Below are 25,028 nucleotides of genomic sequence, written 5' to 3' on the forward strand. Positions count from 1 at the left end.
GGTGGGGAGGTGGGGAGGTGGGGAGGTGGGGAATTATGAATTATAAATTATGAATTATGAATTGGGGAAGTGAGGAGATGGGAGAATAAAGCGGCCCATTGCCTATTGCCTATTGCCCATTGCCCATTGCCTCCTGAATCCTAACACCTAACACCTGATCTTGTTGGCTCTGTGAAAGTCTGGGACTACAATAGAGAAAAGTGACAATTTTTGCCAGAGTGATTACCGAGGACTAATAAAGAATGACGGCTATCCTAGGGAAACCTGCCACGCTTAACACTCCGATTCTGCACCGTCTTGCCAATGGTTTAACGATTATTGCCGAAAGTCAACCGGTAGAAGCGGTTAATCTCAATGTCTGGCTGCAGGTCGGCTCGGCCTTAGAATCGGATCAGATCAATGGCATGGCTCATTTTCTCGAACACATGGTTTTTAAGGGAACCCCTAACTTAGACAGTGGCGAATTTGAACGGGCGATCGAATCGAGGGGAGCGGTGACTAATGCCGCTACTAGCCAAGAATACACCCATTATTACATTACCACTGCCCCGCAGGACTTCGCCCATCTGGCCCCGCTGCAGCTAGAAGTGGTTTTAGAAGCTTTAATCCCCGATGAAGCTTTTGAACGGGAAAGACAGGTTATTTTAGAAGAAATTCGTCGTTCTCAGGATAATCCCCGTCGTCGCACTTTTTATCGCACCATGGAGACTTGTTTTCAAGTTTTACCCTATCGTCGTCCGGTGTTGGGTCCGACGGCAGTGATTGAAAATCTTACTCCTCAACAAATGCGCGATTTTCATCGGACTTGGTATCGTCCCGAATGGATGACGGTGGCGGTGGTGGGTAATTTACCTGTAGATGATTTAATGGCTATTGTGAGCGATTCTCTAGATAATTTAGGCAGTAAGGGAAATTCTGGGCTTATTTCCCATCCTATCGCCAATCTACAGCCCGAAGCTCCCTTTAACGAGATTATCCGTCAAGAATACGAGGATGAAAATTTGCAGCAGGCCCGCTTAATCCTATTTTGGAAAGTGCCGGGGTTGAGAGACTTAGAAAAAACCTATCCTCTCGATGTTTTAGCGGCTATTCTTGGTCAGGGCAAGGTATCGCGATTATTTCAATCTCTGCGCCAAGAAAAGGCCTTAGTTTCCCAAATAACTGCCAGTAATATGTCCCAAGCAGTGCAAGGGGTGTTTTCCGTGTCGGCTCAATTAGCCTCGGAAAATATCGAGCAAGTGGAGAGGGAGGTTTTAGCACAGATTGGACGAATTCAACAGGAAGCTGTGACAGTTTCTGAACTGGAACGAGTTAAAACCCAAGTGGCCAATCGGTTTATTTTTAGCAATGAAAGACCGAGCGATCGGGCTAACCTTTACGGTTATTATCATACTCAGATCGGTGATTTACAACCGGCTTTTTGTTATCCCCAACACATTGAAGCCCTCACTTTAGAGGATATTCAAAATGCCTGTCAAGAGTATTTAAATCCTAACGCTTACGGTGTGGTGGTGGTAAGACCAATTCAGTAAACAGGGAACAGTAATCAGTAATCAGTGAACAGTAATCAGTGAACAGTAATCAGGGATAAAGATGAAGATAAATAAATAAATCAATAACTAATTAACTTAAAACTTACAACTGATAAACTTACATCTGATAACTAAATAACTAAATAACTAATTAACTTAAAACTGATAACTGATAACTGATAACTGATAACTGATAACTGATAACTGATAACTGATAACTGATAACTGATAACTGATAACTGATAACTGATAACCTATGTGGACTCAAATTGCTCGACATATTGCCCAAACCACGGAAAAACCCTTTGAAATTGAGAAAAGTCGTCCCGTTAGTGGTGGCTGTATCAATCAGGGTTATGCCGTTAGTGGCAATGGTTTAATTTATTTCGTTAAGATTAACCAAGCGAACCAAGAGGCCATGTTTGCAGCCGAAGCTTTAGGATTAAAGCAAATTCACGCTACCAAGACTATCAGGGTTCCAGAGCCAATTTGTTGGGGAATTGCCGAGAAATCTAGTTATTTAGTGCTAGAGTGGCTAGAATTCGGCGGTGGCAATAGCCAAAGCTGGGAAAAAATGGGGCAAAATTTAGCCAGTTTACATCAAGTTTCCCTATCCGATCGCTTTGGTTGGCAGTGTAATAATACCATTGGTTCTACTCCCCAGATTAATACCGTTAGTAACAATTGGGCGGATTTTTTCGCTCATCAGCGCATTGGCTATCAATTAAGACTTGCGAAGGATCGCGGCGGCAATTTTCCCGACGAGGAGCAAGTTATTCCCGCTATTAGCGAGATTTTGAGTCAGCATCAACCCCATCCCTCCCTCGTCCATGGTGATTTGTGGTCGGGAAATGCGGCCATTACCGTCGATGGGGAACCAGTAATTTTAGACCCGGCCACCTATTGGGGAGACCGGGAGGTAGATTTAGCCATGACGGAACTTTTTGGCGGTTTTCCGGCGGCTTTTTATCGGGGTTATAACGATGTTTTCCCCCTTGATGCCGGTTATCAACAGCGCAAAACTCTTTACAATCTCTACCACATTCTCAATCACTTTAATTTATTTGGTGGTGGTTACGCCTCCCAGGCCAATCGGATGTTACAGGAAATTCTTTAAGGGTTTTACTTGTGAATATTTACCGAGGATAAATTATGTCTATTCGAGAAACTACTGTGATTAAAACTCCAGAGACAAAAGTATGGACTGATGCAGAATTTATGGCGTTACCTGACGATGGTAATCGTTACGAATTGGTCAAGGGAGAGTTAATTAATATGGGCAATTCTGGAGCTTTACACGGTTATATTGCCATTCTTTTAAGTGCTGCTTTATTCGGTTTAGTAACATCTCGAAAACTAGGTTTATTATTGGACTCCAGCACTGCTTTTACCATGAAAAATGGCAATAAACGTTCTCCTGATATAGCCTTTTTTGCCAAGGAACGTCTGCAAGGATTGGAAGAATTGCCGACGGGTTTTTTAGAAGGTGGGCCAGATTTAGTGGTAGAAATTCTCTCTCCAGGGAATACAGTGGCAGAAATCGAGGACAAAATTGCCGAGTATTTTGCCAATGGTACTCGTTTGCTCTGGGTTATCAGTCCAGGTCAACACTATGTTTTAGTTTATCGTTCCGGGTACGAACCGCAGGGATTATTAACATCAGGAGATTTTTTGGAGGGGGAAGAGGTGGTTCCGGGGTTCACTTTTCCCGTGGCTGATTTGTTTCAAAAACTATCTTTTTGACTCTTTCTTCTCAACAAATCGGCTAATAAATCGGCACTGTCACTAATGGCTAGATGAGAAGCTTGTTGAGCCATGGCGGCCAATTTTTCGGGATTAGACCATAAATCGAGGACTAATTCGCTTAAAAACTGAGCAGTTAACTCATTTTGACGGTAAAGATAAGCGGCTTGAGCTTCGGCGAAAACTTGGGCATTATAGAACTGATGGTCTTCGGCAGCAAAAGGATAGGGAATTAAAATCGAAGGCGTACAAGTGATCGCTAATTCTGTTAAAGTGCCGGCACCGGAGCGACTGATAGCTAGATTAGCTCTTTGCCATAGTCCCGCCATGTTGTTGTAAAAAGGCCGGGAAAAATAGTTAGAATGGCGCAAACTATCCGCTTCGGGGTCGTTTTCTCCCGTGAGATGCACGATATAAATGCCTTTTTCTAACCATTGGGGAGCGCTTTGTCGGACAAGTTGATTAAGAGCCACGGCCCCTTGAGAACCACCGGCAACGACAATTAAAAAAGCACCCTCTGGAATCGGTAAATCTAGGGACTGGGGAATGAGAAACTGCTTGCGTACTGGTGTACTAACCCAAGTGCTGCGAGTGCCGGGTAAATAGCTGGCGGTTCCCTGAAAACCGAGGGCAACCGTATCGCACCAGCGACCGAGAACTTTCGTGACTTTGCCCGGTATGTAGTTAGATTCGTGTAGGATGACGGGAATATTGGCTAAACGAGCCGCTAAAATGGTCGGGCCTGCGATATAACCCCCGGTGGTAAAAACTGCCGCTATCTGACGTTTTTTGATTAAACTACGCACTTGCCAAATGGCCCACAGTTGACCGAACAGAATCTTGAGAGTTTTTAACCCCAAACGGGTTTGAAATCCCTCAATGGGGATGGTGTGCAGGGGATAGGTTTTTGGAACTAAGGACTGTTCGAGACGGTCTGGAACTCCTAACCATTCAATCTCGTAATCCGGCAAGCGCTCGGCCAGGGCCAAAGCGGGAAATAAATGACCACCAGTACCACTAGCGGCAATCAAGAGACGGGTTGGAGTGCGTGCCATAATTCGAGAGAGGGGAAATTCAGCCCTAGAATGAAATAATCTACCATAGTTATTGATCGATCCTTACACAAACTATCACTAATGCGTAACTTGAACACGATCCCCGATAAATTTTTTCGTCAATCTCTTAATTTTTCCCTGTCGTTGCTGTTAGGTTTGGGGTTAACTTTCACCCTTGCCACCGGTCTGCGGGCCGAAAAGCCAGAAACTGCTCCGGCTAATTTAAAAACCCTTATCTCCAAAATCGAAACGGCGGCTAATGAGCGAAATCTCAAGCAATTAATGGAGTTTTATAGTCCGAAATTTACTAACTCCGATGGCTTGACCTACGAAAAAACTAAAAAGGCTTTAACTCATTTTTGGGAACGTTATAACAATCTACAATATACCACGACGCTCGAATCTTGGAGTCGTTCCGGGGACAAGTTAACGGCCAATACAATTACTAAAATTACTGGGACGGGAAAGGTGCAGGGACGAGTGGTGAGAATGAATGCTACTATTCGTTCTCGTCAACAATTTCAAGGTAATAAACTGGTTTATCAGGAGATTTTAAGCGAGAGAGTTGAGTTAAGCACCGGCAAAAATCCCCCCAGTATTCAAGTGAGAATTCCGGAAAGGGTGAAAGTGGGTGAAGAATTTGATTTTGATGTGATTGTCCGCGAACCTTTGGGGGATGATTTATTGGCCGGAGCGGCGATCGATGAGAAAGTGGATATTGAGCGCTATATTAATACAAAGCCTCTAGAATTGGAATTATTACAGTCCGGCGGTTTATTTAAGCGGGTAACGGCCCCAGCAACACCGGAAAATCGCTGGTTATCGGCGATTTTAATTCAAGGAGATGGGATTGTTGTCGTTAGTCAACGGGTGAAGGTAGAAAAATAATTTTTATCTGGGGTTTGCTGAAAAATCTTTTTGGTGGGGTGTGGGGTGTTATTACTGTTGCCTCTCGCCTCATTTCAACAAAATTTAGATGCGCGGGCAGCCTACCCTAATTAAGCCTAGAGGCGAGAAACATCGCTCGTCCATACTTTAAATTTTGTTAGATTTACTTGACCAAAAGAAGTTGTTAGGGCAGCATCGACGGCATCTAAGCCACGAGTCATTAAAATTCGCCCGATTCTGGGGGTGTTATGACGAGCATCGAAAGTGTACCATTGATGGTCTAAATAAACTTCAAACCAAGCACTAAAATCCATCGGTAGGGGTTGGGGAGAAATACCGATATCTCCGAGATAGCCGGAGGCATAACGGGCGGGAATATTGAGGCAACGGCAAAAAGTCAAAGCTAGATGGTTAAAATCGCGACAAACCCCCTTTCTTTCCCGATAGACATCATAGGCGGTTTTTGTCACCTGCGCGTATTCATAACCAAAACTAATGTGACTATGAACCCAATCACAAACCGCTTGTACCCTTGCCCAACCGGGGGGAGTTTGTCCGAAAAGTTCCCAGGCAATTTCCGCAAGCAAATCCACTTCACAATAACGGCTACTCATTAGGTAGGGAAAAACTTGGGTTGGTAACTCTGCTAAGGGAATTTCTTGGGCATTCCAATTAACGATGTCGGGTTTCCATTCATTCTCGATAACTGCTTCATTGTGAAGGCGAATCTGTCCGGCGGGTAAAATTAGACGACTGGTTCGATTGCCGAAACTATCTAAAAATTCTTCTATTTTTGTTGCTGGTTCCACCTGCAATTTTTCCGATTGTCTAACTTGATTTAAAATTGAGGGGTGTAGATAAAGTTTTAACAACATAACCACGGGGAAGGGGGCATCAAAGCCAAATTCATAACCAACACGGATTAACATTAGGACTCCTATCTAAATGAAATTTTGTCAGGATTGGTAGAGATGAAACGCCAATAATCGCCAGACTGAAAAAAGTTAGGCCCGACTACTTAGTTAAAAGTTTGAGGAGAAAGTAATAGCCAAGCTGAAAACCGATAAGCTTAATACAGAGTTAATTTTATTGTAAACTGCTTCAACTAAAAGCTTTGTAACTTTGAACACAAGCCATCGGCAGGATTAGCTCTATCGAAAAGAGTCCGGGGTGGATTGTTCCTCTAATGGACGGATTTCAATGGGGATGTAGGCCAGTTTAGCAAAAATCTTTTGTTGATAACTGACAGGCCACCATTCGTAAAGAAAGATTTCTAAAGGTCGCCAGAGGGCCACCCAACCACTAATTAATAATCCTTCTTCTAAGAAGTGAATAAATGTATCACTGCCAAAACGACTAATTAATTCGCTGAGACTCAAACAAACAAAAAGAAAGGAGAGACCAATTAGCAAAGATATGCGTCCCTGTCGCCAAATTGTCCGTAATTTTCTTTGTTCTACCTGTTGGCGATAGTCAAAATAATTATGTAAAGCTGATGGTAACAGATGTCGGGCGGTATTCTGTTCGTTACTGGGAAGATAAAAGACTAATTTAAGGGGGGTATTGAGGGGGAATTCATCAACAGAGTTAATAATATAATTTTCGGCGTTATCGTCTAAATCTCTATCTAAGAATGGCGAAGGATCGAGAGAATTAAAGACTTGCTGTAACTGATTAAGTTTAATTTCAATTAAGTAAGTTCCTTCCTCCTGTCGATAATAGGATTGTAATTTATTTAGCAGTCTAGACATTAGTTATTAAGGTTAAGCACATGGGTTGAACTGATACAACTGAAATCTACCAATAGAAGTTAATTCATCTTGCCCATGCAGGCTGAGGATTTTACTATCTATGAGAATATTTTAGCTGTATCAGTCCCAGATCATTAATTTAATTTAGCGACCAAAACCAGCGTACCAAAAATAAGTGATCATGGGGATTACTGTAGCTAAAACCAGTAAAACTATCACCCAAATCGTGGCATTTTTATCGTCAGTTTCTTCTGCGGTAGTAAAGGTACTTTCGATATTAATTGTCGCTACTTCCGGCGGTCCGGGATCCGCTTCTCCAGAAAGTACCGCCGTTAGACGACGACTAGCATCGAGTAAAGCTTGATTATATTTTCCCCCATCTTTGAGGGGAACTGCCATAGTTTCCGAGAGGATACTATCAGCAATAGCATCGGTTAATAGGGGTTTTGCCTCCTCCCCAACTCGAATAGCAGTTTTATTGGTTAAAGTATCAAGGACGATGATAGTTTGATTAGTCCGATCTTCAGGATTAGGATACCATTCTCTCAGGATATCATCGGCTAAATTGTCAATTTTTTGACCGTAATCCAAGCGCCGGACTACTACCATTCTCACTTCCTGGCCGGTTTTTTCGGCGAGATTTTTCAGGTCTTTATTTAATTTTCCCTCGTTAGCGGCACTAATGGCCGCAACGGGATCGACTACATAAGTGGGCGCTCCGGGGCTTAAAATAGGGAGGTCATAGACTCCCATGGCAGCAGCCGGTGACAGGGAAACACCCAAGGCTATACAGCAGGAGAGAAGGAGAGAAGCTAATAATTTGAGCATATTGATTCGGTAAAATTCCTATAGAACATGATAGGGGAAAAGTTTACTGTTTTTTGATTAGGAAGACAGGAGACAGCAGATGGGAAGCTTTTTTTAGTGAAACTGATAACTGATAACTGATAACTGATAACTGATAACTGATAACTGATTACTGATAACTGATTATGAGTGATTTTGAGGAACTAGAGCCTAAAAAACGGGAAAAAGCCCTAGAAATGCAGGCACATCGCGATAATTTGCTCTCACGGGTGACAAGATTACTAATTTCTCAAGATATCCACTTGGCGATCGATCATACCCTGGAACTGCTCTGTCAATTTACCCAGAGCGCTCACTGTTACATTATTCAATATTCCAGCTGTCGTCAGCAGTGGAGTATGGTTTATGAATACTGTCACCCCGACTATCCGCAGGTTATCCCGATTCGGGAACAATCACAAAATCTCTCGACGGAAAGCTTTCCTTGGTTTTCCAAACAATTATTAAACGGTATTCCAGTTAAACTGAACTCTTTAGACGATTTACCCCCCACTGCTATCCCTGAAAGAACTATTCTCGCTCATAGTCCTACTCCCTGCCTCTTAATCGTTCCCATGTGGGATAGTTCCGGGGTAACGGTGGGTTATCTGGGATTGGATGCCAGTGCAGAAAAGCAATGGACGAAGGAAGATGTCACCTTTGTGCGGTTGGTGGGAGAATTAATTGCGATTGCACAAAGTAGATATGAAGCGGAAAAAGAATTAAAAGAGGCTAAAGAAGCGGCGGTTAAAGCAAATAAAGCTAAAAGTGAGTTTCTAGCTAACATGAGCCACGAATTACGCACTCCTCTTAATGCTATCTTGGGTTTTACTCGCTTAATATCCCGGGATAGCAGCCTCAGCAGTGAATATCGCCAATATTTGGAAATTGTCAATCGTAGCGGGGAACATTTATTAGAGTTAATCAACGATATTCTAGAAATGTCGAAGATAGAAGCGGGAAGAACGGTTTTTAATCCCAGTAATTTCGATTTATACGCTCTTTTAGATAATATTGCCGAAATGCTACGTCCACAAGCGCAGGCAAAAGCTTTGAGCTTAATTTTTGAGCGCAGCTCCGCTCTTCCTCAATATATATGTACTGATGAAAGTAAATTGCGACAGGTGTTCATCAATCTCTTGGGTAACGGATTAAAGTTTACCGAGTCGGGAGGGGTGACTCTCCGGGTAAAAGTAGGGGATAAAACAGGAGATTATCAGCGATTGCTCTGGGAAATTGAAGATACAGGGGCAGGAATCGCCCCAGAGGAGATTTATAAGCTATTTCAACCCTTTAATCAAACGGAAACGGGACGAAAATCTCAACAGGGGACAGGATTGGGTTTACCTATCAGTAAAAAATTTGTTGAGTTGATGGGGGGTGCGATCGGAGTTAGTAGTATTCTGGGTCAAGGAAGTGTTTTTAGTTTTGATATTCAGGTGGGTTTGGTGGGGGAAAATGAGATTAAAACCGAAACCCATAGGGCAAAAGTTATCGCTTTAGCGGAAAATCAGCCTAAATATCGCATATTAGTCGTCGATGATCGACCAGAAAGCCGTTTACTGTTGCTGAAACTCCTGACTAGCCTAGGATTGTCCGTGCAAGAGGCCGCTAATGGTCAAGAAGCGATCGCAATTTGGCAAGCATGGCAACCTCATCTTATCTGGATGGATATGAGAATGCCAGTGAAAGACGGTTACGAAGCAACTAGGGAAATTCGGCAGTTAGAGGCTGATAATCGCGGAAAAACGGTGATAATTGCCCTAACTGCCAGTGCTTTTGAAGAGGATCGCGCCTTGGTTATTGCCGCCGGTTGTGATGATTTCGTGCGTAAACCTTTCCGAGAGGAAGTTATCTGGCAAAAAATGAGCGAATATCTAGGATTAAAATATATTTATGCCGATAATGAGCCAAATCAGCCCAATTATTCGCCAGTTTTCCTCGATTCCCTGCAATCCCTATTAAAATTAATCAGTCCCGCTTGGATTGGACAATTGCAACAAGCGGCGCGAGAATGTGATGATGAAAAAATTATCGCCCTAACCGCAGAAATTCCCCCCGATTATGCTACCCTTGCCCAAGGTTTACAACAGTTAGCCGGAGAATTTTCCTTTGATGCGATCGAAACCATAATTAGAGATTTAAACATATCTTAAGAGAGTATTTTATCTAGCTCTCAAAAACGTGATATTCTAAAGGCATAAATCCCTAAATATGGCAATTTTAAAGGATGAAACTGTTAAAAATGCTCATCGGTACTTGGTTAATACTACCGATTTTTTCCGTTCATGCTCAAGTCCCCTCGCTTCCCCCAATCAAGCAAAATTCCCCCAATCTTGGTGATCTACCGAATGATCCCACCCAGCAGAAAAATTGGGTTTGTAACCAAGGGGATCGACGCATTGCCGTGGCTGCCAAAGAAGTGCAAGGTTGGCAAGAATTAATTGAAAAACAAGGTTGGCAATGTGGTGAAGGAAATGCCGATATACCCGCTCAAACTCTCGGCTTTTCCTGTGAACCAGAACAAACCCTCGGCCTCTTGACAGTTTACTGGTTAAATGGTAGTAATGGTCAACAACAATTAAGCCAATGGCGAGATCAATTAGCAGCACAACAGGGGATGGTTTGTACCATTAATAACGTGCAGTTATTCGATACTCAAGAAAATATACCCAACCCATCAAAACCATGATTAAATTAGCAATTTTGCCTCAATCTATTCTCCTGGGTATCAGTTTACTATTAAATAATTCTCTGCCCTTACTTGCCCAATCTACACCCCTGAGCGTGGATAATTTAAGGAATACCGTCTATAACATTCCCAATCGGGGTTCCGTAATTGTCAGCGATGGTATTTTTCAATCCAATGAGGGACAAATTTTAGGAGTGCAAGTCAGTCGAGAAGCTTTGATGGGGGACTATAATAATGATCAAAGGACTGATGGTATTGTCGTCTTAAGAGTGATTACTAGAGATCAACAGCAATTACATTATTTAGCCCTAGTGATCGATAATAACGGTAGTGCCACTAACACCGATACTGTCCTGTTAGCCGATCGAGTAATTGTCGATAATCTGAGCGCTAAAGATGGTATGATCACCGTCAACATGAGAAGATTTCTCCCTCGGGATCCTTCCTGTTGTCCGTCGGGAGTTATCACCCAACAATTTGCGATTAATCCTAGTATTAATCAATTGACTTTACTGAGTACCAACGAAAGTCAACCCACCACTCCAAATGTGCAGGTAATACCCAGTTCTCCCCTGAGAATTAATAATAATAATCTCCCCTTTCAACCTCCTGCTGGGGCCATCCAAATCCGCTTTTAACCTTGTTTTTGGTGCGTTACGCTGCCCTAACGCACCCTACCTTTTTGTTTGATAAAAAATGACCTACAAATATCCCATCCAACGCTGGTATATTGCCGCGACTAATCCCGAAAAAATCGCGGGGTTAGCGCGGGAAATGGGATTATCATCCTTATTAGCAACTATCTTAATTAATCGCGGTATTGATACCCCCGAATTAGCTAAAACTTATATAGATCCTGAAGTGGATACCTTACCCTCTCCCCTGGGGGAATTTCCCGACTTAGAAAAAAGTGTCAATTTATTAGTAAAAGCGATCGCTAGGGGCGATAAAATTGCTATCTGTGGGGACTACGATGCCGATGGCATGACCAGTACATCTTTACTGTTAAGAGCCTTGGGACATCTCGGCGCTAGGGTAAATCATGCCATACCCAGTCGCATGAAAGAGGGATACGGAATTAATCAGCGCATTGTCGAAGAATTTGCCGAGTCGGGAGTCGGATTGATTCTCACCGTTGATAATGGTATTTCCGCTCACGAACCGATCGCCCTAGCGATAGAATTAGGATTAAAAGTTATTATCACCGATCATCACGATCTGCCGCCAATTTTACCAAATGCCTCCGCTATTCTCAACCCAAAATTATTAACCCCGAACTCTCCCTATCAGGGATTAGCGGGGGTGGGAGTCGCCTATATTTTAGCGGTGACGACTGCCCAAAAAATGGGTAAATTACAGGGATTAACCGAGTCATTATTATCATTATTTACCCTAGGCACTATAGCAGATTTAGCTCCATTAATTGGGGTAAATCGTCGCTGGTTAAAACGGGGTTTAAGAAAATTACCCAAATCCCAATTAGTCGGGATTCAATCCCTCATGCAAATAGCGGGAATTAGCGAGGAACAAAAGCAATTACAACCGGATGATATTGGCTTTAAATTGGGACCGAGAATTAATGCCATTGGCAGAATTGGCGATCCCCAGATAGTTATTGAATTATTAACCACCGATGACGCAGGAATTGCCTTAGAAAGAGCGATGCAGTGCGAACAAATTAATCGTACCCGTCAAGAATTGTGCGAAAAAATTGAAGAAGAAGCGATTAAATTAGTGGAAGAAACGCCGATTCTTTGGCAACAAGATCGAGTTTTAGTCTTAGTGGAAAAAGATTGGCATCATGGGGTAATTGGTATTGTGGCATCCCGTTTAGTGGAACGCTACGGAGTGCCAGTTTTTATCGGTACTTACGAGGAAGAAGAGCCAGGTAAAATTCGCGGATCTGCCAGAGGAATTGAAGAATTTCACGTTTTTGAAGCCCTGCAATTTTGCCAAGATTTACTAGGAAAATTTGGCGGTCATAAAATGGCGGGGGGTTTTAGTTTACCCACAGCTAATTTACTAGCATTTAAACAAAGATTAAGTCAATTTTCTCACAAAATTTTACAAATAGAACAATTAAAACCTTTAATCAAAATTGATACTATCATTGATTTTAAACAAATAAACCTGCAACTTTTTCAGCAAATTGATAGTTTGCAACCCTGGGGAATTGGCAATGAATTACCCGTTTTTTGGACTCCTAACGTGCGAATAGTAGAACAGAAAACTATCGGAAAAAATCATTTAAAATTATTGCTGGCTCAAAGGGATGATACCAGAATTAAAGCCCTAGCTTGGCGTTGGGGCGAATATTGTCCTTTACCAACTCGTTTAGATATTGCCTATAAACTCAAAGAAAATACCTGGAATGGTAATACAACCATAGAAATTGAATTAGTGGGAGTGCGATTACCCCAAGAAAATGATAATATTAAAAAAGCAATTTTTATGCACGCAGATAAAATGTATCAATGTAGTTTTTGGGTTGATTTAAACGAGATTCGCATCAAAAATGAACAGGGCGATATTTTAGTCGTGCAGAAAGGGCAGCGCATTGGTTTATTAGGCAAAAATCGACAACAAGCGAGAGAAGTCAACGTGACTGAACCCCGTTTTTATACTTTAATTAAAGTTGCCATCAAAGCTTTGGCTATCTAGCAAAACCTCCCCAAAAGCGCCTTGACGATGAACCAAACCATAGTGATCAAAATCGGTACCTCTAGTTTGACCGATAATGAAACCGGCCAATTATCCCTATCCACGATCGCCGCTTTAGTGGAAATCCTCACCCGGTTGCGCGCCGCCGGTCATCGGGTGGTATTAGTATCTTCTGGGGCCGTGGGGGTGGGCTGCCGTCGTCTGGGAATACAGGAAAGACCGAAAAAAATCGCCCTCAAACAAGCGATCGCCGCCGTCGGACAAGGTCGTCTGATGCGGATCTATGATGACCTCTTTACCAGTCTTGGTCAACCGATCGCCCAAATTTTGCTGACCCGTCCCGAATTGATGGAACGCACCTGTTATGTCAACGCCTATAATACCTTTCAGGCTTTGTTTGAATTAGGGGTAATTGCCATTGTCAACGAAAATGACACGGTGGCGATCGATGAGTTAAAATTCGGCGATAATGACACTTTATCAGCCCTTGTAGCCAGTTTAATCGAGGCTGACTGGTTATTTATCCTCACCGATGTGGATCGCCTCTACAGTGCCGATCCGCGGCTATTTCCCGAAGCGGCGGCTATTGCCCGAGTTACTCCTGCGGAATTAGCGCAACTATCGATCGATGCCGGTAGTAGTGGCAGTCAGTGGGGGACCGGGGGTATGGCGACTAAATTGGCAGCGGCCCGGATTGCCACCAGCGCCGGGGTAGAAATGGCGATTACTAGGGGACGGCAGCCCGGCAATATCTTAAAAATTATGGCAGGAGAGGCGATCGGAACCCGTTTTGAAGCACAAAAACGCAGTGATAACGCCCGCAAACGCTGGATCGCCTACGGACTAATGCCCATGGGTCAAATCTATCTCGATGCGGGGGCGATTCAAGCCATTTGTCAGGGGGGAAAATCTCTGCTCGCGGCCGGGATTACCAAAGTGGAGGGGGAATTTAGCGCCTCGGAATCGGTGCAATTGTGCGATCAAGAGGGCCGGGAAGTGGCCCGGGGAATTGTTAATTATAGTAGTGAGGAGATCGATCGAGTTAAAGGTCAACATTCCGAGCGTATTGCCAGTTTATTAGGTTATATGGCCGCAGAAACCATTATTCATCGGGATAATCTCGTCATTTTGAGTGCCTCGTCCACCACCTCGACTAATCAGGGATAATTCCGCCACCCAGAGGCGGTCCAGCCAATGCCTTAAATGTAAAGAAATGTCTCAAAAAAACAACAAATTGTTAGACAAGCAAGAGAGTTAGACTAGGGATGTCCCCCGAAGTTCAACCCTGTGAGATTATAAATAAAGCGAAACTCAAAAATGTCTTTATTGCTGTTGGGAGAAACTTAATAATGCGAGACGCGGTAACTAGCCTGATTAGAAAATACGATGTCACCGGACGTTATCTCGATCGAGATGCGATCGATAATCTTAAACAATATTTTGCCTCGGGAACTGCCCGTCTAGCTGCCGCCGCCCTCATTAACGCTAATTCGGCGGCGCTCGTGCGTGGGGCGGCGATTCGTCTATTTGAAGAAGTTCCCGAATTGATCCGCGCCGGGGGTAATGCCTACACCACCCGTCGTTATTCTGCCTGTCTGCGGGATATGGATTACTATCTCCGCTATGCCAGTTATGCCCTAGTAGCTGCCGATACTAATGTTCTAGACGAGCGGGTACTGCAAGGACTGCGGGAAACCTATAATTCCCTCGGTGTTCCCATCGGTCCGACGGTGCGCGGTATCCAAATCATGAGCGAAATGATTCAAACCATGGCTACTGAGGCGGGTATTGCCGACACCTCTTTGATTGCTGAACCCTTTGATCATCTCACTCGCGAATTAAGCGAAGTGTCTATATAATGCAGTTGTCAGTTATCGCTTATCGGTTTTGTCCGTTCAATTTTTGATGGAACTAACCCGCATCAGTACCCACTCTCAGCCTAGGGGAGTGGGGAAGGTGCAGCAAGGGGAACAGTTGATTAAAACATTGTCCAGCTTTCTTTGACCCATGACTCTCCCCTCGGATTTTCCCCTAGAACCACCGGCTACCAATAAAGATCCCCATCGTGATTATCGCGGACTCGATCGCGATAAACTCACCCCCATGTACCAGCATTATGTGGAGGTAAAAGAAACCTATCCCAATGCTCTTTTACTCTATCGTGTGGGCGATTTTTTCGAGTGTTTCTTTCAGGATGCGGTGATTATCTCCAGAGAATTAGAATTAGTTCTCACCAGCAAGGAAGGGGGTAAAGGGATTGGGAGAGTCGCCATGACCGGGGTTCCCCACCACGCCCTAGAGCGCTATAGTCGTTTATTGGTGGAAAAAGGCTATGCGGTGGCGATTTGTGACCAGGTAGAGGATTCAACGGAAGCAGCCGCCGAAAAACGACTCGTAGAACGCGCTATCACCAAGCTGCTCACCCCCGGAACCCTCACCGATGAGGGAATGTTAAACGCAAAAAAGAATAATTTTCTAGCTGCTGTGGTGATTACCGGAGAAAATTGGGGATTAGCATATTCAGACATCTCCACCGGAGAATTTTACACCACCCAAGCCAGTGATTTAACGGCTTTAAGCCTAGAATTAAGCCGTTTACAGCCATCAGAAATCCTTTTTCCCATCAATGCCCCCGATTTAAACCGTATTTTGCGCCCCGGGGAAAAATCCGACCATCTCCCCCCCTGTTTACCCGATAGTTTTTGTTATTCTCTCCGTCCCCAAAATATCTTTACTCTCACAGAGGCGAAAAATCGTCTCCTAATCACCTATAAAATGCGTTCCCTAGAGGGGATGGGCTGCGAACATTTACCCCTTGCTATTCGCGCCGCCGGAGGCCTATTAGAATACATTGAAGATACCCAAAAAGCCAATCAAGTCCCCCTACAACCTTTAAAAACCTACTCTATCTCCGAATTTTTGATTTTAGATGGGCAAACCCGTCGCAACCTTGAAATTACCCAAACGGTGCGCGATGGTAGCTTCTATGGTTCTCTATTATGGGCGATCGATCGCACTTGTACAGCCATGGGTAGTCGCGCTTTACGTCGTTGGTTACTGCAACCGCTCTTAGATTCTCGCGGTATTCGCGCCCGTCAAGATACTATCCAAGAGTTAAAGGATAATCCCTCCTTGCGCCAAGATATTCGGCAAAAATTAAGGGAAATATACGATATAGAACGTTTAAGCGGTCGCGTTGGCGCAGGAACTGCTAACGCCCGCGATTTACTTTCCCTAGCGGCATCTTTAGTCAAATTAGCCGATTTAGCGGCTTTGGTTGCTTCGGGAAATTCGCCCTATTTGAAAGCTTTACAGCAAATTCCCGCCGATTTAGAAAAATTAGGCCAGCAGGTGATAGCGCATCTGGTGGAATCTCCTCCGCTGCATCTGAAGGAAGGGGGGGTGATTCGTGAGGGAATTGATGCCCAATTGGATGCCCTCCGGCGCGACTATCAGGAAGTAATCGATTGGTTTAAGAATCTGGAGACGACAGAGAAAGAAAGAACGGGTATTAGTAATCTTAAGGTTAGTTATAACAAAACTTTTGGTTATTATATCAGTTTACCCCGCAGTAAAGCTGATTTCGCCCCAAAAGAGTATGTGCGTAAGCAAACTTTAGTCAATGAAGAACGTTATATCACCACCGAGTTAAAGGAGAAAGAAAATATAATTCTGACGGCAGTAGATGAATTAAATAAATTAGAATACGAGATTTTTAGCGATTTACGCCGTCAAGTGGCCGAATTTTCCCCAGAAATCCGGGAAGTAGCCACAAAAGTCGCCGCTTTAGATGTGTTGGCAGCATTGGCAGAAATCGCCGTTTATCAGGGATATTGTCGCCCAGAAATCGCCGATGGTCGTCTTATCGATATTAAAGATGGTCGTCATCCCGTGGTGGAACAATCCCTTGGTGCTGGCTTTTTTGTGCCAAATTCGATTAATTTGGGCAATCAGGAAGGTTTAGAATACCCCGACTTGATTATTCTCACCGGTCCCAATGCTAGTGGCAAAAGTTGTTATCTGCGACAGGTGGGATTAATTCAATTGTTGGCCCAAACCGGCAGTTTTGTCCCGGCAAAGTCGGCCAAAATCTCCATCTGCGATCGCATTTTCACCCGGGTGGGGGCTGTGGATGACCTCGCTACCGGCCAATCCACCTTTATGGTGGAAATGAACGAAACCGCCAATATTCTCAATCACGCCACAGACAGATCATTAGTATTACTAGACGAAATTGGCCGGGGGACAGCCACTTTTGACGGTTTATCCATAGCTTGGTCTGTGGCGGAGTATTTAGCCACGGTACTGCAATCGCGGACGATTTTCGCCACTCACTACCACGAACTGAACGAATTAGCTTCAATTTTAGAGAATGTGGCCAATTATCAGGTAACAGTCAAGGAATTACCCCATGAGATAGTATTTTTGCACCAAGTACGACCGGGAGGTGCGGATAAATCCTATGGTATCGAAGCGGGGAGATTAGCCGGTTTACCAGCTTCTGTGATCGATCGTGCCATGCAGGTGATGGGTCAAATCGAAAAACATAGTAAAATTGCGATCGGTTTGCGTCAAGGAATTAAGAAAATTAAACCGGTTAAGTCGGATAATTCCCCCTCTCTGCAGCAGTTAGATATTTTTGATGACAGTAAGTAGTCGTGGAAAACTCAACTTTGTGTCCTTTGTGGTTAACGAAAAGGCTGCATCTCGATTTTGCAGAAACACCGATAATCAGCAATTATCAGTGACTCTTAAACTGGTACAAATATATGAACAATCGCGTGTAAGCATCCCACCGAAAAACTAATGCGCTCCGGGGTTTGGGGGCGGCGCCACGCCCCCAACGGGGGGTTTGGGGGGTAGAACCCCCCAAAAGCTTGGATTGAGGGAAAAAATCGAAAGTAACGCCCGATTTTAGAAGAGAGTTTTCCCCTTAAAAATCTTCCTTTTTCAACACTATTAAAACTGTAAAAACTTTTTAACTTGTGTCCAAAGATTGGTAAAAGACTCTTTCATTTCCTCCTTAATTTTCCAGCGTTTAAATGCCTCTTCGTAGGCAATTCCTTGATTTTGAAAAGTTTTCCAAGCGGAGAGAGAAAGAGGTAAACCCATCAGCAAAAAGATATAAATTGCCCAAGAAATTGTTCCCGCACTAATTAAATTAATGATAATAAAAAAACTATTAATAATCAGATAGCGAACGGTTTTATGTTTTAGCTCCTCGCGACGAAAGCGATCGAATTCTTGCCGCTTATAACTGAGCATTTTTGACTCTTGCCAGTCCTTTTCCGCCGCTTCTAAGTCTTTAATTTCAATGGCTAAATCGTCGGCAATTTCTAACAACTGTTGACGGGTAATTTCTCCCTTATCCCCTTGACGGGAGATAGCCAAATAGAGAATTTCCTGCACATCCTCTTGACTGTAGGATTGGGGAGGGAAAAAATCGGGGTTTGGCATAGCGATAGAGAAAGAAATAGGTTCCTTCTCTATTATGGGCGATCGATTTAGCGATTGACAGTTAGACGAGACAGGGAGTTTTTAGCTGATTTATCCATGCTTCTAAATCCTGCAAAGAGCGCTCGGCATATTGACCGTAACGTTCCCGTTTATTGCGGATTTTTCTGGTAAAATTCGGCAAAATGCCAAAATTTGGCGGCATCGGTTGAAAATGTTTCGGTTCGGCACTGCTGATAAACTCAAATAATGACCCCATCATCGTTGTGGTTGGCAATGTCACCGTTTCTAATCCTAAAGCTAAACGAGCGGCATTAGTTCCCGCTAACCATCCCCCAGCAGCCGCAGCCGTATAGCCTTCCGTGCCGATTAACTGTCCTGCCGCTAATAGCGTCGGTCGCGATTTAAACTGGAGACTGGAGGATAATAACTGGGGAGAATTGATAAAGGTGTTTTTGTGCATCACCCCCATGCGGACAAATTCGGCCTTTTCTAACCCCGGAATCAGACGGAAAACCCGTGTTTGTTCACCCCATTTTAAATTAGTTTGAAATCCCACCATATTCCACAATTGCCCCGCTTTATCTTCCATTCGCAACTGTATAACTGCGTAGGGACGTTGATCCGGATATCTGGGATCCGCTAATCCCACCGGTTTCAGGGGACCAAAACGCATGGTATCCTCTCCCCGACTGGCTAATTCTTCGATTGGCAGACAAGCCTCGAAAAATTTGGCATTTTCTCGCTCAAAATCCTTTAATTCTGCCTGTTCTGCCTGTTTTAACTCTTGCCAGAAATGCAGGTATTGTTCCCGATCCATGGGACAATTGAGATAGGCGGCCTCACCTTTATCGTAACGGGAGGCCAGAAAAGCGATCGATCGATCGATCGATTCCCCTAGAATAATCGGACTAGCGGCATCAAAAAAGCTCAGATAGTCCAGACCGGCAAAATTTTGCAGATCTGCGGCTAAAGCAGCACTGGTTAACGGTCCAGTGGTTAAAACGACGATACCATCCCGGGGAATTTCCGTGATCTCCTGACGTTTTAAGGTGACTAGAGGGTGGTTAGCCAAGATTTCCGTCAAATTTCGACTAAAGACCCCTCGATCGACCGCTAAAGCCCCTCCTGCGGGGACACTGTGCTGATCGGCCTGAGCAATAACTAGAGAATTTAAGCGTCGTAATTCTTCATGGAGTAACCCGGTGGCGCGATCCACCGCCATGGCACCAAAGGAGTTACTACAGACTAATTCAGCTAAAAATTGGCTATGGTGGGCGGGACTAGAGCGAATTGGGCGCATTTCGTACAGGATCACGGGAATACCTGCTTGGGCTATCTGCCACGCCGCCTCAGTCCCCGCTAATCCTCCACCAATTACATGAATAGGGCGATCGATCATAGTTGGGAGAAAATGGCTAGAGTAGGATTATTTTAGCGTTAGTTCCGAGTCACCAAAAAATAGGGCCAGCCTAGGGCGATCGCATAAAGATTGGGGCTGATCACAAACTCAGGTTATAATCAAGGAAGGGATAGAATATTATATTTTATCTCGTCACGGTTTTTGCTTTCGAGAAGGTGGCAACACCGCCCCACTTTCTCACCATCTCCATCCAGATGGGCTAGTTAGCGGTTTGACTTCTATGAACACCAATTATCTTGAGGAATACCAAAAATACCTAGCCGAATGGCAGAAAATGCTTCTGTCCGCTTGGGGTAATGGTCTTCCCTCGACTACACCAGTGTTTGAGTTTCCGGAAACTTTGGTTAAATCCCTCGAATATCAACAAGAATGGGTGAAATCCTACCTAACCGCCCAAGAAACCGCCACCAAAGTTGCCCTCGATAGTCAGAAACAATTCTGGGATAGTTATTTCGGTTTTGCTCGTCAGTCCATGGCTGTAATCAATAAACCAGCTTAATTAGGTATCAATTGGCTAGATAGTTCGATTGGTGACTTAACTTCCCTTAAAAAATAAAATACCTCAAATACAATCCCCTCTGGCTCTGTATTTGAGGCTTTTTTGGGTTTTATTACCTTTAGGCAATTAGGGAATTTTGGGGTTTAGCAAAAATCATCCGTCCGGCCGAGGTTTGCAGTGCAGATGTCACCACTACCCGCAATTCTCCCCCCAGATAATCTTTTCCTTCCTCTACCACTACCATCGTGCCATCTTCTAGATAACCAATGCCTTGGGTGGGTTCTTTTCCTGCTTTGAGAATTTTCAGATCCAAAGTATCCCCGGGCAAGTAGATCGGGCGTACTGCTTGGGCGAGATCGTTGACATTCAAGATGGTGACTTTTTGCAGATTGGCCACTTTACTGAGATTATAATCGTTAGTGAGCAAGGTGGCGTTAATTTCTTGGGCAAGATGGACCAATTTAGCATCTACGGTGCTAATATCTTCATAATCGGCCGGATGAATGATAATGCGATCGGGGAATTCTTGCTGCATCCGGTTTAAGATGTCTAATCCTCGTCTTCCTCTGACTCGTTTTTGGTCGTTACTGCCATCCGCTAACTGTTGCAATTCCTGAAGGATAAATTGGGGAATGAGTATCTGTCCCTCGATAAATCCCGTGTCTAACAATTGTTCGATACGACCATCGATAATACAACTGGTGTCCACAACTTTGGTGGCGGCCGCTTGCAGGGTTCCTTCTGCCACTAAAATTGATTCCATACTATTGGGGTTAATCAGACGCAAAAAAGTGCGACCGTGGGTATCAGCTAAACTAACCCCCAGATAGGAAAACATAACACTGCCTAAAATGGCGATTATCGGCTTAACAAACGAGAATTCTCTGGGAATCGGTAGGAAGAAAATCGGAGCTAAGATCAGATTCGCAATTAACAAACCGATAACTAGACCGACGGAACGGGTTAAAATAACTTCGATCGGAGTTTGTCGTACTTGGGTTTCTAGACGACGATAGGTAGTTTGGGCAACTAAACCAAGGGCTAAACCAATAATTGAGGCAAAACCCGCCGATAACCAGCGTAAAGCTTCAATATTGCTGATTTGCGACTGGACAGTAACCGGCAGCAAGTCCACACCACTATAACCAATACTGGCAATAGCGAAGACGAATAGTAAAATTATGACTGCATCAAGCATGGGGATAATACCAGAGGGGATAGAGGGGAATGACGGTAGAAAATAATGAGTATGGATACTTTTACATTATATCCGTGGGACTCTCCTAATTTGTGTCGGGAAAGTTGCCTCCATTCTAGGAGATGTTCTCCCCAGCCATAATACATCTTAACGAAGATAAAGGAAATTACAGTAGGAGACTCCGAGACAGGAGATTATTTTTCTTTATTACAACTATTTCAAATTAATTATATGTTATAATGCGGGGCTAACTAATTTTTCCCAAAAAATTAGTTATTGAGTACATTAGTGCTAAATAAAAACTTGCAGTTTAACTTTTAACTCAAAACTCTGGAGATATGCTTTAATTTGTGGTAGTGATTTTATTGTCGTGTTGATAGCTCAAACCTTGTCTAATTGGGCATTGTCGTCATGGATAAAGTACCAAAGGGCTCCCCAACGTGATTTTCCATTTTTTTAGAGAACGATAGACTCTCTCTCAGCAACCGAGCAATCCGTTGACGGTAATGATTGGGTAGTAGTGGCGTAGCCCTCTTGCTTACCTGGTATGAATTGTGTAAAATATTTATTAATAAAAATAATTGGAACCCGATCAATCTTTAAACCTCTAGCTTGATCGGTTCTTCGGTTTGTCTTATGCAATGTCTGTCTCTATAAGGGGTTCATTCCTTATAGAGACAGACATTGCCACAATTTTTGTCAATTGTTTGCGATCCAGAGCGAACTAATCAATTAAATCTCTTGCCAGATAAGGATTTAGTCGATTTATGCCCCCCCTATCGAACCATACCAAGTAACGAAGAGCCAAAATTACCAGCCACTGGAAATTATGAAATAATTGTAGGGGGAACTCGCGGCAATGCCACCTATAAATTAAATGTTAAAATTCAATAAATAGCGGTAGGGGTTGCCGGGTAAAAGCATCTCAATTATGCTTGACAAAAGGCTCTCAGCACAGCCATCCTCTAGTTATTATACAAATTAGATCAGCTTACCCTACCCTCTCCGGCGCTCCCCCCGCCAGCATTTTTGGGGATTAATCCCCTTCCTCTAGCCATTTTTGCCAGAGATCCGGACGACGTTCCTTAGTGCGATCGAGTTGTTGTTGATAGCGCCAATCGGCGATATCCTGATGATTACCTGAGCGCAAAACCGGCGGTACTTGCCAACCGCGAAAGACCGGGGGCCGGGTATATTGGGGATAATCCAATAAACCCGCCTCAAAACTCTCCAATTTCAACGATTCTGCCTTACCTACCGTCCCGGGTAACAACCGCGTCACCCCGTTAATAATGGCCAAAGCAGGGATTTCCCCACAAGTTAGGACAAAATCCCCTAAAGATACCTCTCTAGTCACCAAATGCTCACAAACCCGCTCATCTACCCCTTCATAATGCCCACAGATGAGAATTAACTGCCGATAACTACCGGCCCAAGTTTTCAGTAAAGCTTGATTGAGCGGTTCCCCCTGGGGAGTCATCAGCACGATCTCCCGGGGTGGTAAAATTGCTAAGGACTCGATCGCCTCAAAAATTGGCTCTGGTTTTAATAACATTCCCACACCACCACCGTAGGGTTCATCATCGACGCGACGGTGTTTATCGTGGGCAAAATCCCGGAGATTGACCAAATTTACCCTAGCGATGTCGCGTTCGAGAGCTTTTGCCAACAACCCCGACTGCAGCGGTGAGGTAAAAAAATCGGGAAAGAGAGTAATGATGTCAAACTGCACGGGGAAAATTCAGGCCTAGACTGGAATAGTGTTAAATGTATCATTTTGTCACGGATCGAGCGGTTAAAATCTTGCTAATTTTGCGCTAGTCTATCTCGATAACATGATAGACTATGCTGTACTGTCTAGGGGTTTTTCTGGCTCTAGCTTGAGTGATCGAAGTCTAGCCTAGACTTAAAGTTAACTAACAGTCCGTCATTGCCAGTGGATCGAAGAAAATTGCTAAAATCGCCTCTACTATTGCTTGATGTCCCCAAAAATATTCCTAAACCGCATTTTTTTCCGTCAACCGTTCAGGGAAAATAACATCAAGATACCTGTCCATCTTCCCGAAAAACCTTCCATCCCTAAAAATGTCTATTCGTTCAGTGACATGATCATCGAGCTAGAAACCCAACACCACCAAAATCCTACCCCCGTATCTCTCAAAACGGCGATTTTAGTCATTGGAGGTGCCGAGGATAAAGTCCACGGTAAAGAGATACTGCACACCTTTTGGAATCGCGCCGGGGGTAGCGAAGCAGTGATCGCTATTGTTCCCTCCGCTTCCAGAGAACCGGTGTTAATCGGCGATCGCTATCAGAAGATTTTCGAGGAAATGGGGGCAAAATACGTCAAAGTTATCGATATTCGCGATCGGGTGCAGGGAGAAGACCCCCAATTTCAAGCCTACATCGAAGAATGTACGGGTGTATTTATGACCGGAGGCGACCAGCTGCGTTTATGCGGTTTGCTCTCCGATACCCCCCTGATGGAAAGGATCAGACAAAGAGTGCAACAGGGAGAACTGACCCTGGCCGGAACTAGCGCCGGGGCTGCCGTTATGGGTCATCACATGATTGCTGGGGGCAGCAGCGGGGAAGCACCCAATCGGGCCCTAGTGGATATGGCCATGGGATTAGGTCTCATTCCTGAAGTCATTGTCGATCAACACTTCCACAATCGCAACCGCATGGCTCGGTTAATGAGCGCTATCTCCGGTTATCCCGAACGTTTAGGAATTGGCATCGATGAGGATACCTGCGCTATGTTTGAACGAGATGGCACGATGACGGTAATCGGCTGCGGTACAGTGACGGTAATTGATGCCAGGGAAATGTCTCACACCAACCACCATCACGTCACCGCTAACGAACCCCTGAGTCTGCATAATCTGCGGGTGCATATTCTCTCCTACGGTGATGGCTATCATCTCAAAAAACACCAAGTGATCGCTAAATTAGGGTAAAAAAACTCCTGAAAAACTGTTCATAGTGAACAGTTTACCCATCTCGGAAAACCAGACAATAAACAACGGCTTCTTTGTGCTTCTCAACAGCGAACATCAGCTATATCGTCACTAACCCCGCCCTAAAAGGGACGGGGCTTGCCTAGACCAATTTAGGCGACGCAAGTAGAGACTACCGCATCGAGACACAATCTGGCACAGACTTCCGAATACTTCCCTAGTTCGGATTCCCTCTCAGCTTTATTGGTAAAGCGTTGTTAGACAAGACATCTTGATTGTGTTGCGGAAAGGGACTTTAACTTCACTCTTAAGGATTATCTCCATGG

Annotated in this window: 22 protein-coding genes and 1 pseudogene; 14 read left to right on the forward strand and 9 right to left on the reverse strand. The window is 44.2% G+C overall.

Features of this window, described 5'->3' with window-relative positions; translation table 11 throughout:
- Nucleotides 1-242: 242 nt before the first annotated feature.
- From MICAI_RS19465 to MICAI_RS19475, 3 genes are all read left to right on the forward strand, one after another.
- Nucleotides 243-1,532, forward strand: a complete 1,290-nt coding sequence (locus MICAI_RS19465; protein ID WP_008206209.1) for a M16 family metallopeptidase — start codon at nucleotides 243-245, stop codon at nucleotides 1,530-1,532.
- A 256-nt stretch (nucleotides 1,533-1,788) separates the two neighbouring features.
- On the forward strand, nucleotides 1,789-2,649 hold the full coding sequence (locus MICAI_RS19470; RefSeq protein ID WP_008206211.1) for a fructosamine kinase family protein: 861 nt from the start codon (nucleotides 1,789-1,791) through the stop codon (nucleotides 2,647-2,649).
- Nucleotides 2,650-2,684: 35 nt separating this feature from the next.
- Complete coding sequence (locus tag MICAI_RS19475) at nucleotides 2,685-3,275, forward strand: Uma2 family endonuclease (protein ID WP_008206213.1); 591 nt, start codon at nucleotides 2,685-2,687, stop codon at nucleotides 3,273-3,275.
- On the opposite strand, the gene murG is transcribed toward MICAI_RS19475, so the two are convergent.
- Nucleotides 3,257-4,330 carry an undecaprenyldiphospho-muramoylpentapeptide beta-N-acetylglucosaminyltransferase gene (murG, locus tag MICAI_RS19480; RefSeq protein ID WP_008206215.1) on the reverse strand — a complete coding sequence of 358 codons (1,074 nt, stop codon included), beginning with the start codon at nucleotides 4,328-4,330 and terminating at the stop codon, nucleotides 3,257-3,259. The two genes, MICAI_RS19475 and murG, sit on opposite strands and share 19 nt — an antisense overlap.
- Nucleotides 4,331-4,411: 81 nt before the next feature.
- Between murG and MICAI_RS19485 the strand changes: the two genes are divergently transcribed.
- Complete coding sequence (locus MICAI_RS19485) at nucleotides 4,412-5,218, forward strand: hypothetical protein (RefSeq protein WP_008206217.1); 807 nt, start codon at nucleotides 4,412-4,414, stop codon at nucleotides 5,216-5,218.
- Nucleotides 5,219-5,334: 116 nt separating this feature from the next.
- Here the strand turns inward: MICAI_RS19485 and MICAI_RS19490 are convergent, their stop codons facing one another.
- The 3 genes from MICAI_RS19490 to psb32 all read right to left on the reverse strand — a co-directional run bounded on the left by MICAI_RS19490 (nucleotide 5,335) and on the right by psb32 (nucleotide 7,797).
- Nucleotides 5,335-6,147, reverse strand: a complete 813-nt coding sequence (locus MICAI_RS19490) for a transglutaminase-like domain-containing protein (RefSeq protein ID WP_008206219.1) — start codon at nucleotides 6,145-6,147, stop codon at nucleotides 5,335-5,337.
- A gap of 222 nt (nucleotides 6,148-6,369) precedes the next feature.
- On the reverse strand, nucleotides 6,370-6,969 hold the full coding sequence (locus tag MICAI_RS19495) for a hypothetical protein (RefSeq protein ID WP_008206221.1): 600 nt from the start codon (nucleotides 6,967-6,969) through the stop codon (nucleotides 6,370-6,372).
- Between the two features lie 144 nt (nucleotides 6,970-7,113).
- On the reverse strand, nucleotides 7,114-7,797 hold the full coding sequence (gene psb32, locus MICAI_RS19500) for a photosystem II repair protein Psb32 (protein ID WP_008206222.1): 684 nt from the start codon (nucleotides 7,795-7,797) through the stop codon (nucleotides 7,114-7,116).
- A gap of 164 nt (nucleotides 7,798-7,961) precedes the next feature.
- Here psb32 and MICAI_RS19505 point away from each other — a divergent pair, with 164 nt between their 5' ends.
- The 7 genes from MICAI_RS19505 to mutS all read left to right on the forward strand — a co-directional run bounded on the left by MICAI_RS19505 (nucleotide 7,962) and on the right by mutS (nucleotide 17,824).
- Nucleotides 7,962-9,971 carry an ATP-binding protein gene (locus MICAI_RS19505; RefSeq protein WP_008206225.1) on the forward strand — a complete coding sequence of 670 codons (2,010 nt, stop codon included), beginning with the start codon at nucleotides 7,962-7,964 and terminating at the stop codon, nucleotides 9,969-9,971.
- Nucleotides 9,972-10,045: 74 nt separating this feature from the next.
- Nucleotides 10,046-10,507: a hypothetical protein gene (locus tag MICAI_RS19510; RefSeq protein WP_008206228.1), complete on the forward strand. Its 462-nt coding sequence runs from the start codon at nucleotides 10,046-10,048 to the stop codon at nucleotides 10,505-10,507.
- Nucleotides 10,504-11,145: a hypothetical protein gene (locus tag MICAI_RS19515; protein ID WP_008206231.1), complete on the forward strand. Its 642-nt coding sequence runs from the start codon at nucleotides 10,504-10,506 to the stop codon at nucleotides 11,143-11,145. Before MICAI_RS19510 ends, MICAI_RS19515 begins: the two co-directional genes overlap by 4 nt.
- 58 nt (nucleotides 11,146-11,203) lie before the next feature.
- Nucleotides 11,204-13,168, forward strand: a complete 1,965-nt coding sequence (gene recJ / locus MICAI_RS19520; RefSeq protein WP_008206233.1) for a single-stranded-DNA-specific exonuclease RecJ — start codon at nucleotides 11,204-11,206, stop codon at nucleotides 13,166-13,168.
- A 27-nt stretch (nucleotides 13,169-13,195) separates the two neighbouring features.
- Nucleotides 13,196-14,335 carry a glutamate 5-kinase gene (proB, locus tag MICAI_RS19525; RefSeq protein ID WP_008206236.1) on the forward strand — a complete coding sequence of 380 codons (1,140 nt, stop codon included), beginning with the start codon at nucleotides 13,196-13,198 and terminating at the stop codon, nucleotides 14,333-14,335.
- 98 nt (nucleotides 14,336-14,433) lie between these two features.
- A complete protein-coding gene (apcB, locus tag MICAI_RS19530; RefSeq protein WP_004266814.1) occupies nucleotides 14,434-15,027 on the forward strand; it encodes an allophycocyanin subunit beta in 594 nt (197 codons plus the stop codon).
- Between the two features lie 148 nt (nucleotides 15,028-15,175).
- On the forward strand, nucleotides 15,176-17,824 hold the full coding sequence (mutS, locus tag MICAI_RS19535; RefSeq protein ID WP_008206240.1) for a DNA mismatch repair protein MutS: 2,649 nt from the start codon (nucleotides 15,176-15,178) through the stop codon (nucleotides 17,822-17,824).
- Nucleotides 17,825-18,127: 303 nt separating this feature from the next.
- On the opposite strand, the gene MICAI_RS19540 is transcribed toward mutS, so the two are convergent.
- Together MICAI_RS19540 and trmFO are read right to left on the reverse strand one after the other, a co-directional pair.
- Nucleotides 18,128-18,625 (reverse strand): 2TM domain-containing protein, encoded by a 498-nt coding sequence (locus MICAI_RS19540; RefSeq protein WP_008206242.1) that lies wholly within the window; start codon nucleotides 18,623-18,625, stop codon nucleotides 18,128-18,130.
- Nucleotides 18,626-18,686: 61 nt separating this feature from the next.
- The gene (gene trmFO / locus MICAI_RS19545; RefSeq protein ID WP_008206244.1) at nucleotides 18,687-20,024 is read right to left on the reverse strand and encodes an FADH(2)-oxidizing methylenetetrahydrofolate--tRNA-(uracil(54)-C(5))-methyltransferase TrmFO; all 1,338 of its coding nucleotides are present in this window, start codon (nucleotides 20,022-20,024) and stop codon (nucleotides 18,687-18,689) included.
- Between the two features lie 241 nt (nucleotides 20,025-20,265).
- Between trmFO and MICAI_RS19550 the strand changes: the two genes are divergently transcribed.
- A complete protein-coding gene (locus tag MICAI_RS19550) occupies nucleotides 20,266-20,544 on the forward strand; it encodes a hypothetical protein (RefSeq protein ID WP_002778592.1) in 279 nt (92 codons plus the stop codon).
- A gap of 118 nt (nucleotides 20,545-20,662) precedes the next feature.
- On the opposite strand, the gene MICAI_RS19555 is transcribed toward MICAI_RS19550, so the two are convergent.
- Nucleotides 20,663-21,742 (reverse strand): PIN/TRAM domain-containing protein, encoded by a 1,080-nt coding sequence (locus tag MICAI_RS19555; RefSeq protein WP_008206247.1) that lies wholly within the window; start codon nucleotides 21,740-21,742, stop codon nucleotides 20,663-20,665.
- A 381-nt stretch (nucleotides 21,743-22,123) separates the two neighbouring features.
- Nucleotides 22,124-22,245 (reverse strand): annotated as a pseudogene (locus tag MICAI_RS28005) (IS1 family transposase); the annotation flags it as partial.
- Nucleotides 22,246-22,426: 181 nt separating this feature from the next.
- Here MICAI_RS28005 and MICAI_RS19560 point away from each other — a divergent pair.
- Nucleotides 22,427-22,636, forward strand: coding sequence for a hypothetical protein (locus MICAI_RS19560; RefSeq protein ID WP_039900551.1), 210 nt, complete (start codon nucleotides 22,427-22,429; stop codon nucleotides 22,634-22,636).
- Nucleotides 22,637-22,778: 142 nt separating this feature from the next.
- Here the strand turns inward: MICAI_RS19560 and trmD are convergent, their stop codons facing one another.
- Nucleotides 22,779-23,474 carry a tRNA (guanosine(37)-N1)-methyltransferase TrmD gene (gene trmD, locus MICAI_RS19565; RefSeq protein ID WP_008206252.1) on the reverse strand — a complete coding sequence of 232 codons (696 nt, stop codon included), beginning with the start codon at nucleotides 23,472-23,474 and terminating at the stop codon, nucleotides 22,779-22,781.
- A gap of 373 nt (nucleotides 23,475-23,847) precedes the next feature.
- On the opposite strand from trmD, the gene MICAI_RS19570 reads away from it, so the two are divergent.
- Nucleotides 23,848-24,702, forward strand: coding sequence for a cyanophycinase (locus MICAI_RS19570; protein ID WP_039900553.1), 855 nt, complete (start codon nucleotides 23,848-23,850; stop codon nucleotides 24,700-24,702).
- The last annotated feature ends 326 nt before the right edge of the window (nucleotides 24,703-25,028 follow it).

Origin of the sequence: Microcystis sp. T1-4 (genome assembly GCF_000297435.1) — a bacterium.
Taxonomy (GTDB): Bacteria; Cyanobacteriota; Cyanobacteriia; order Cyanobacteriales; family Microcystaceae; genus Microcystis.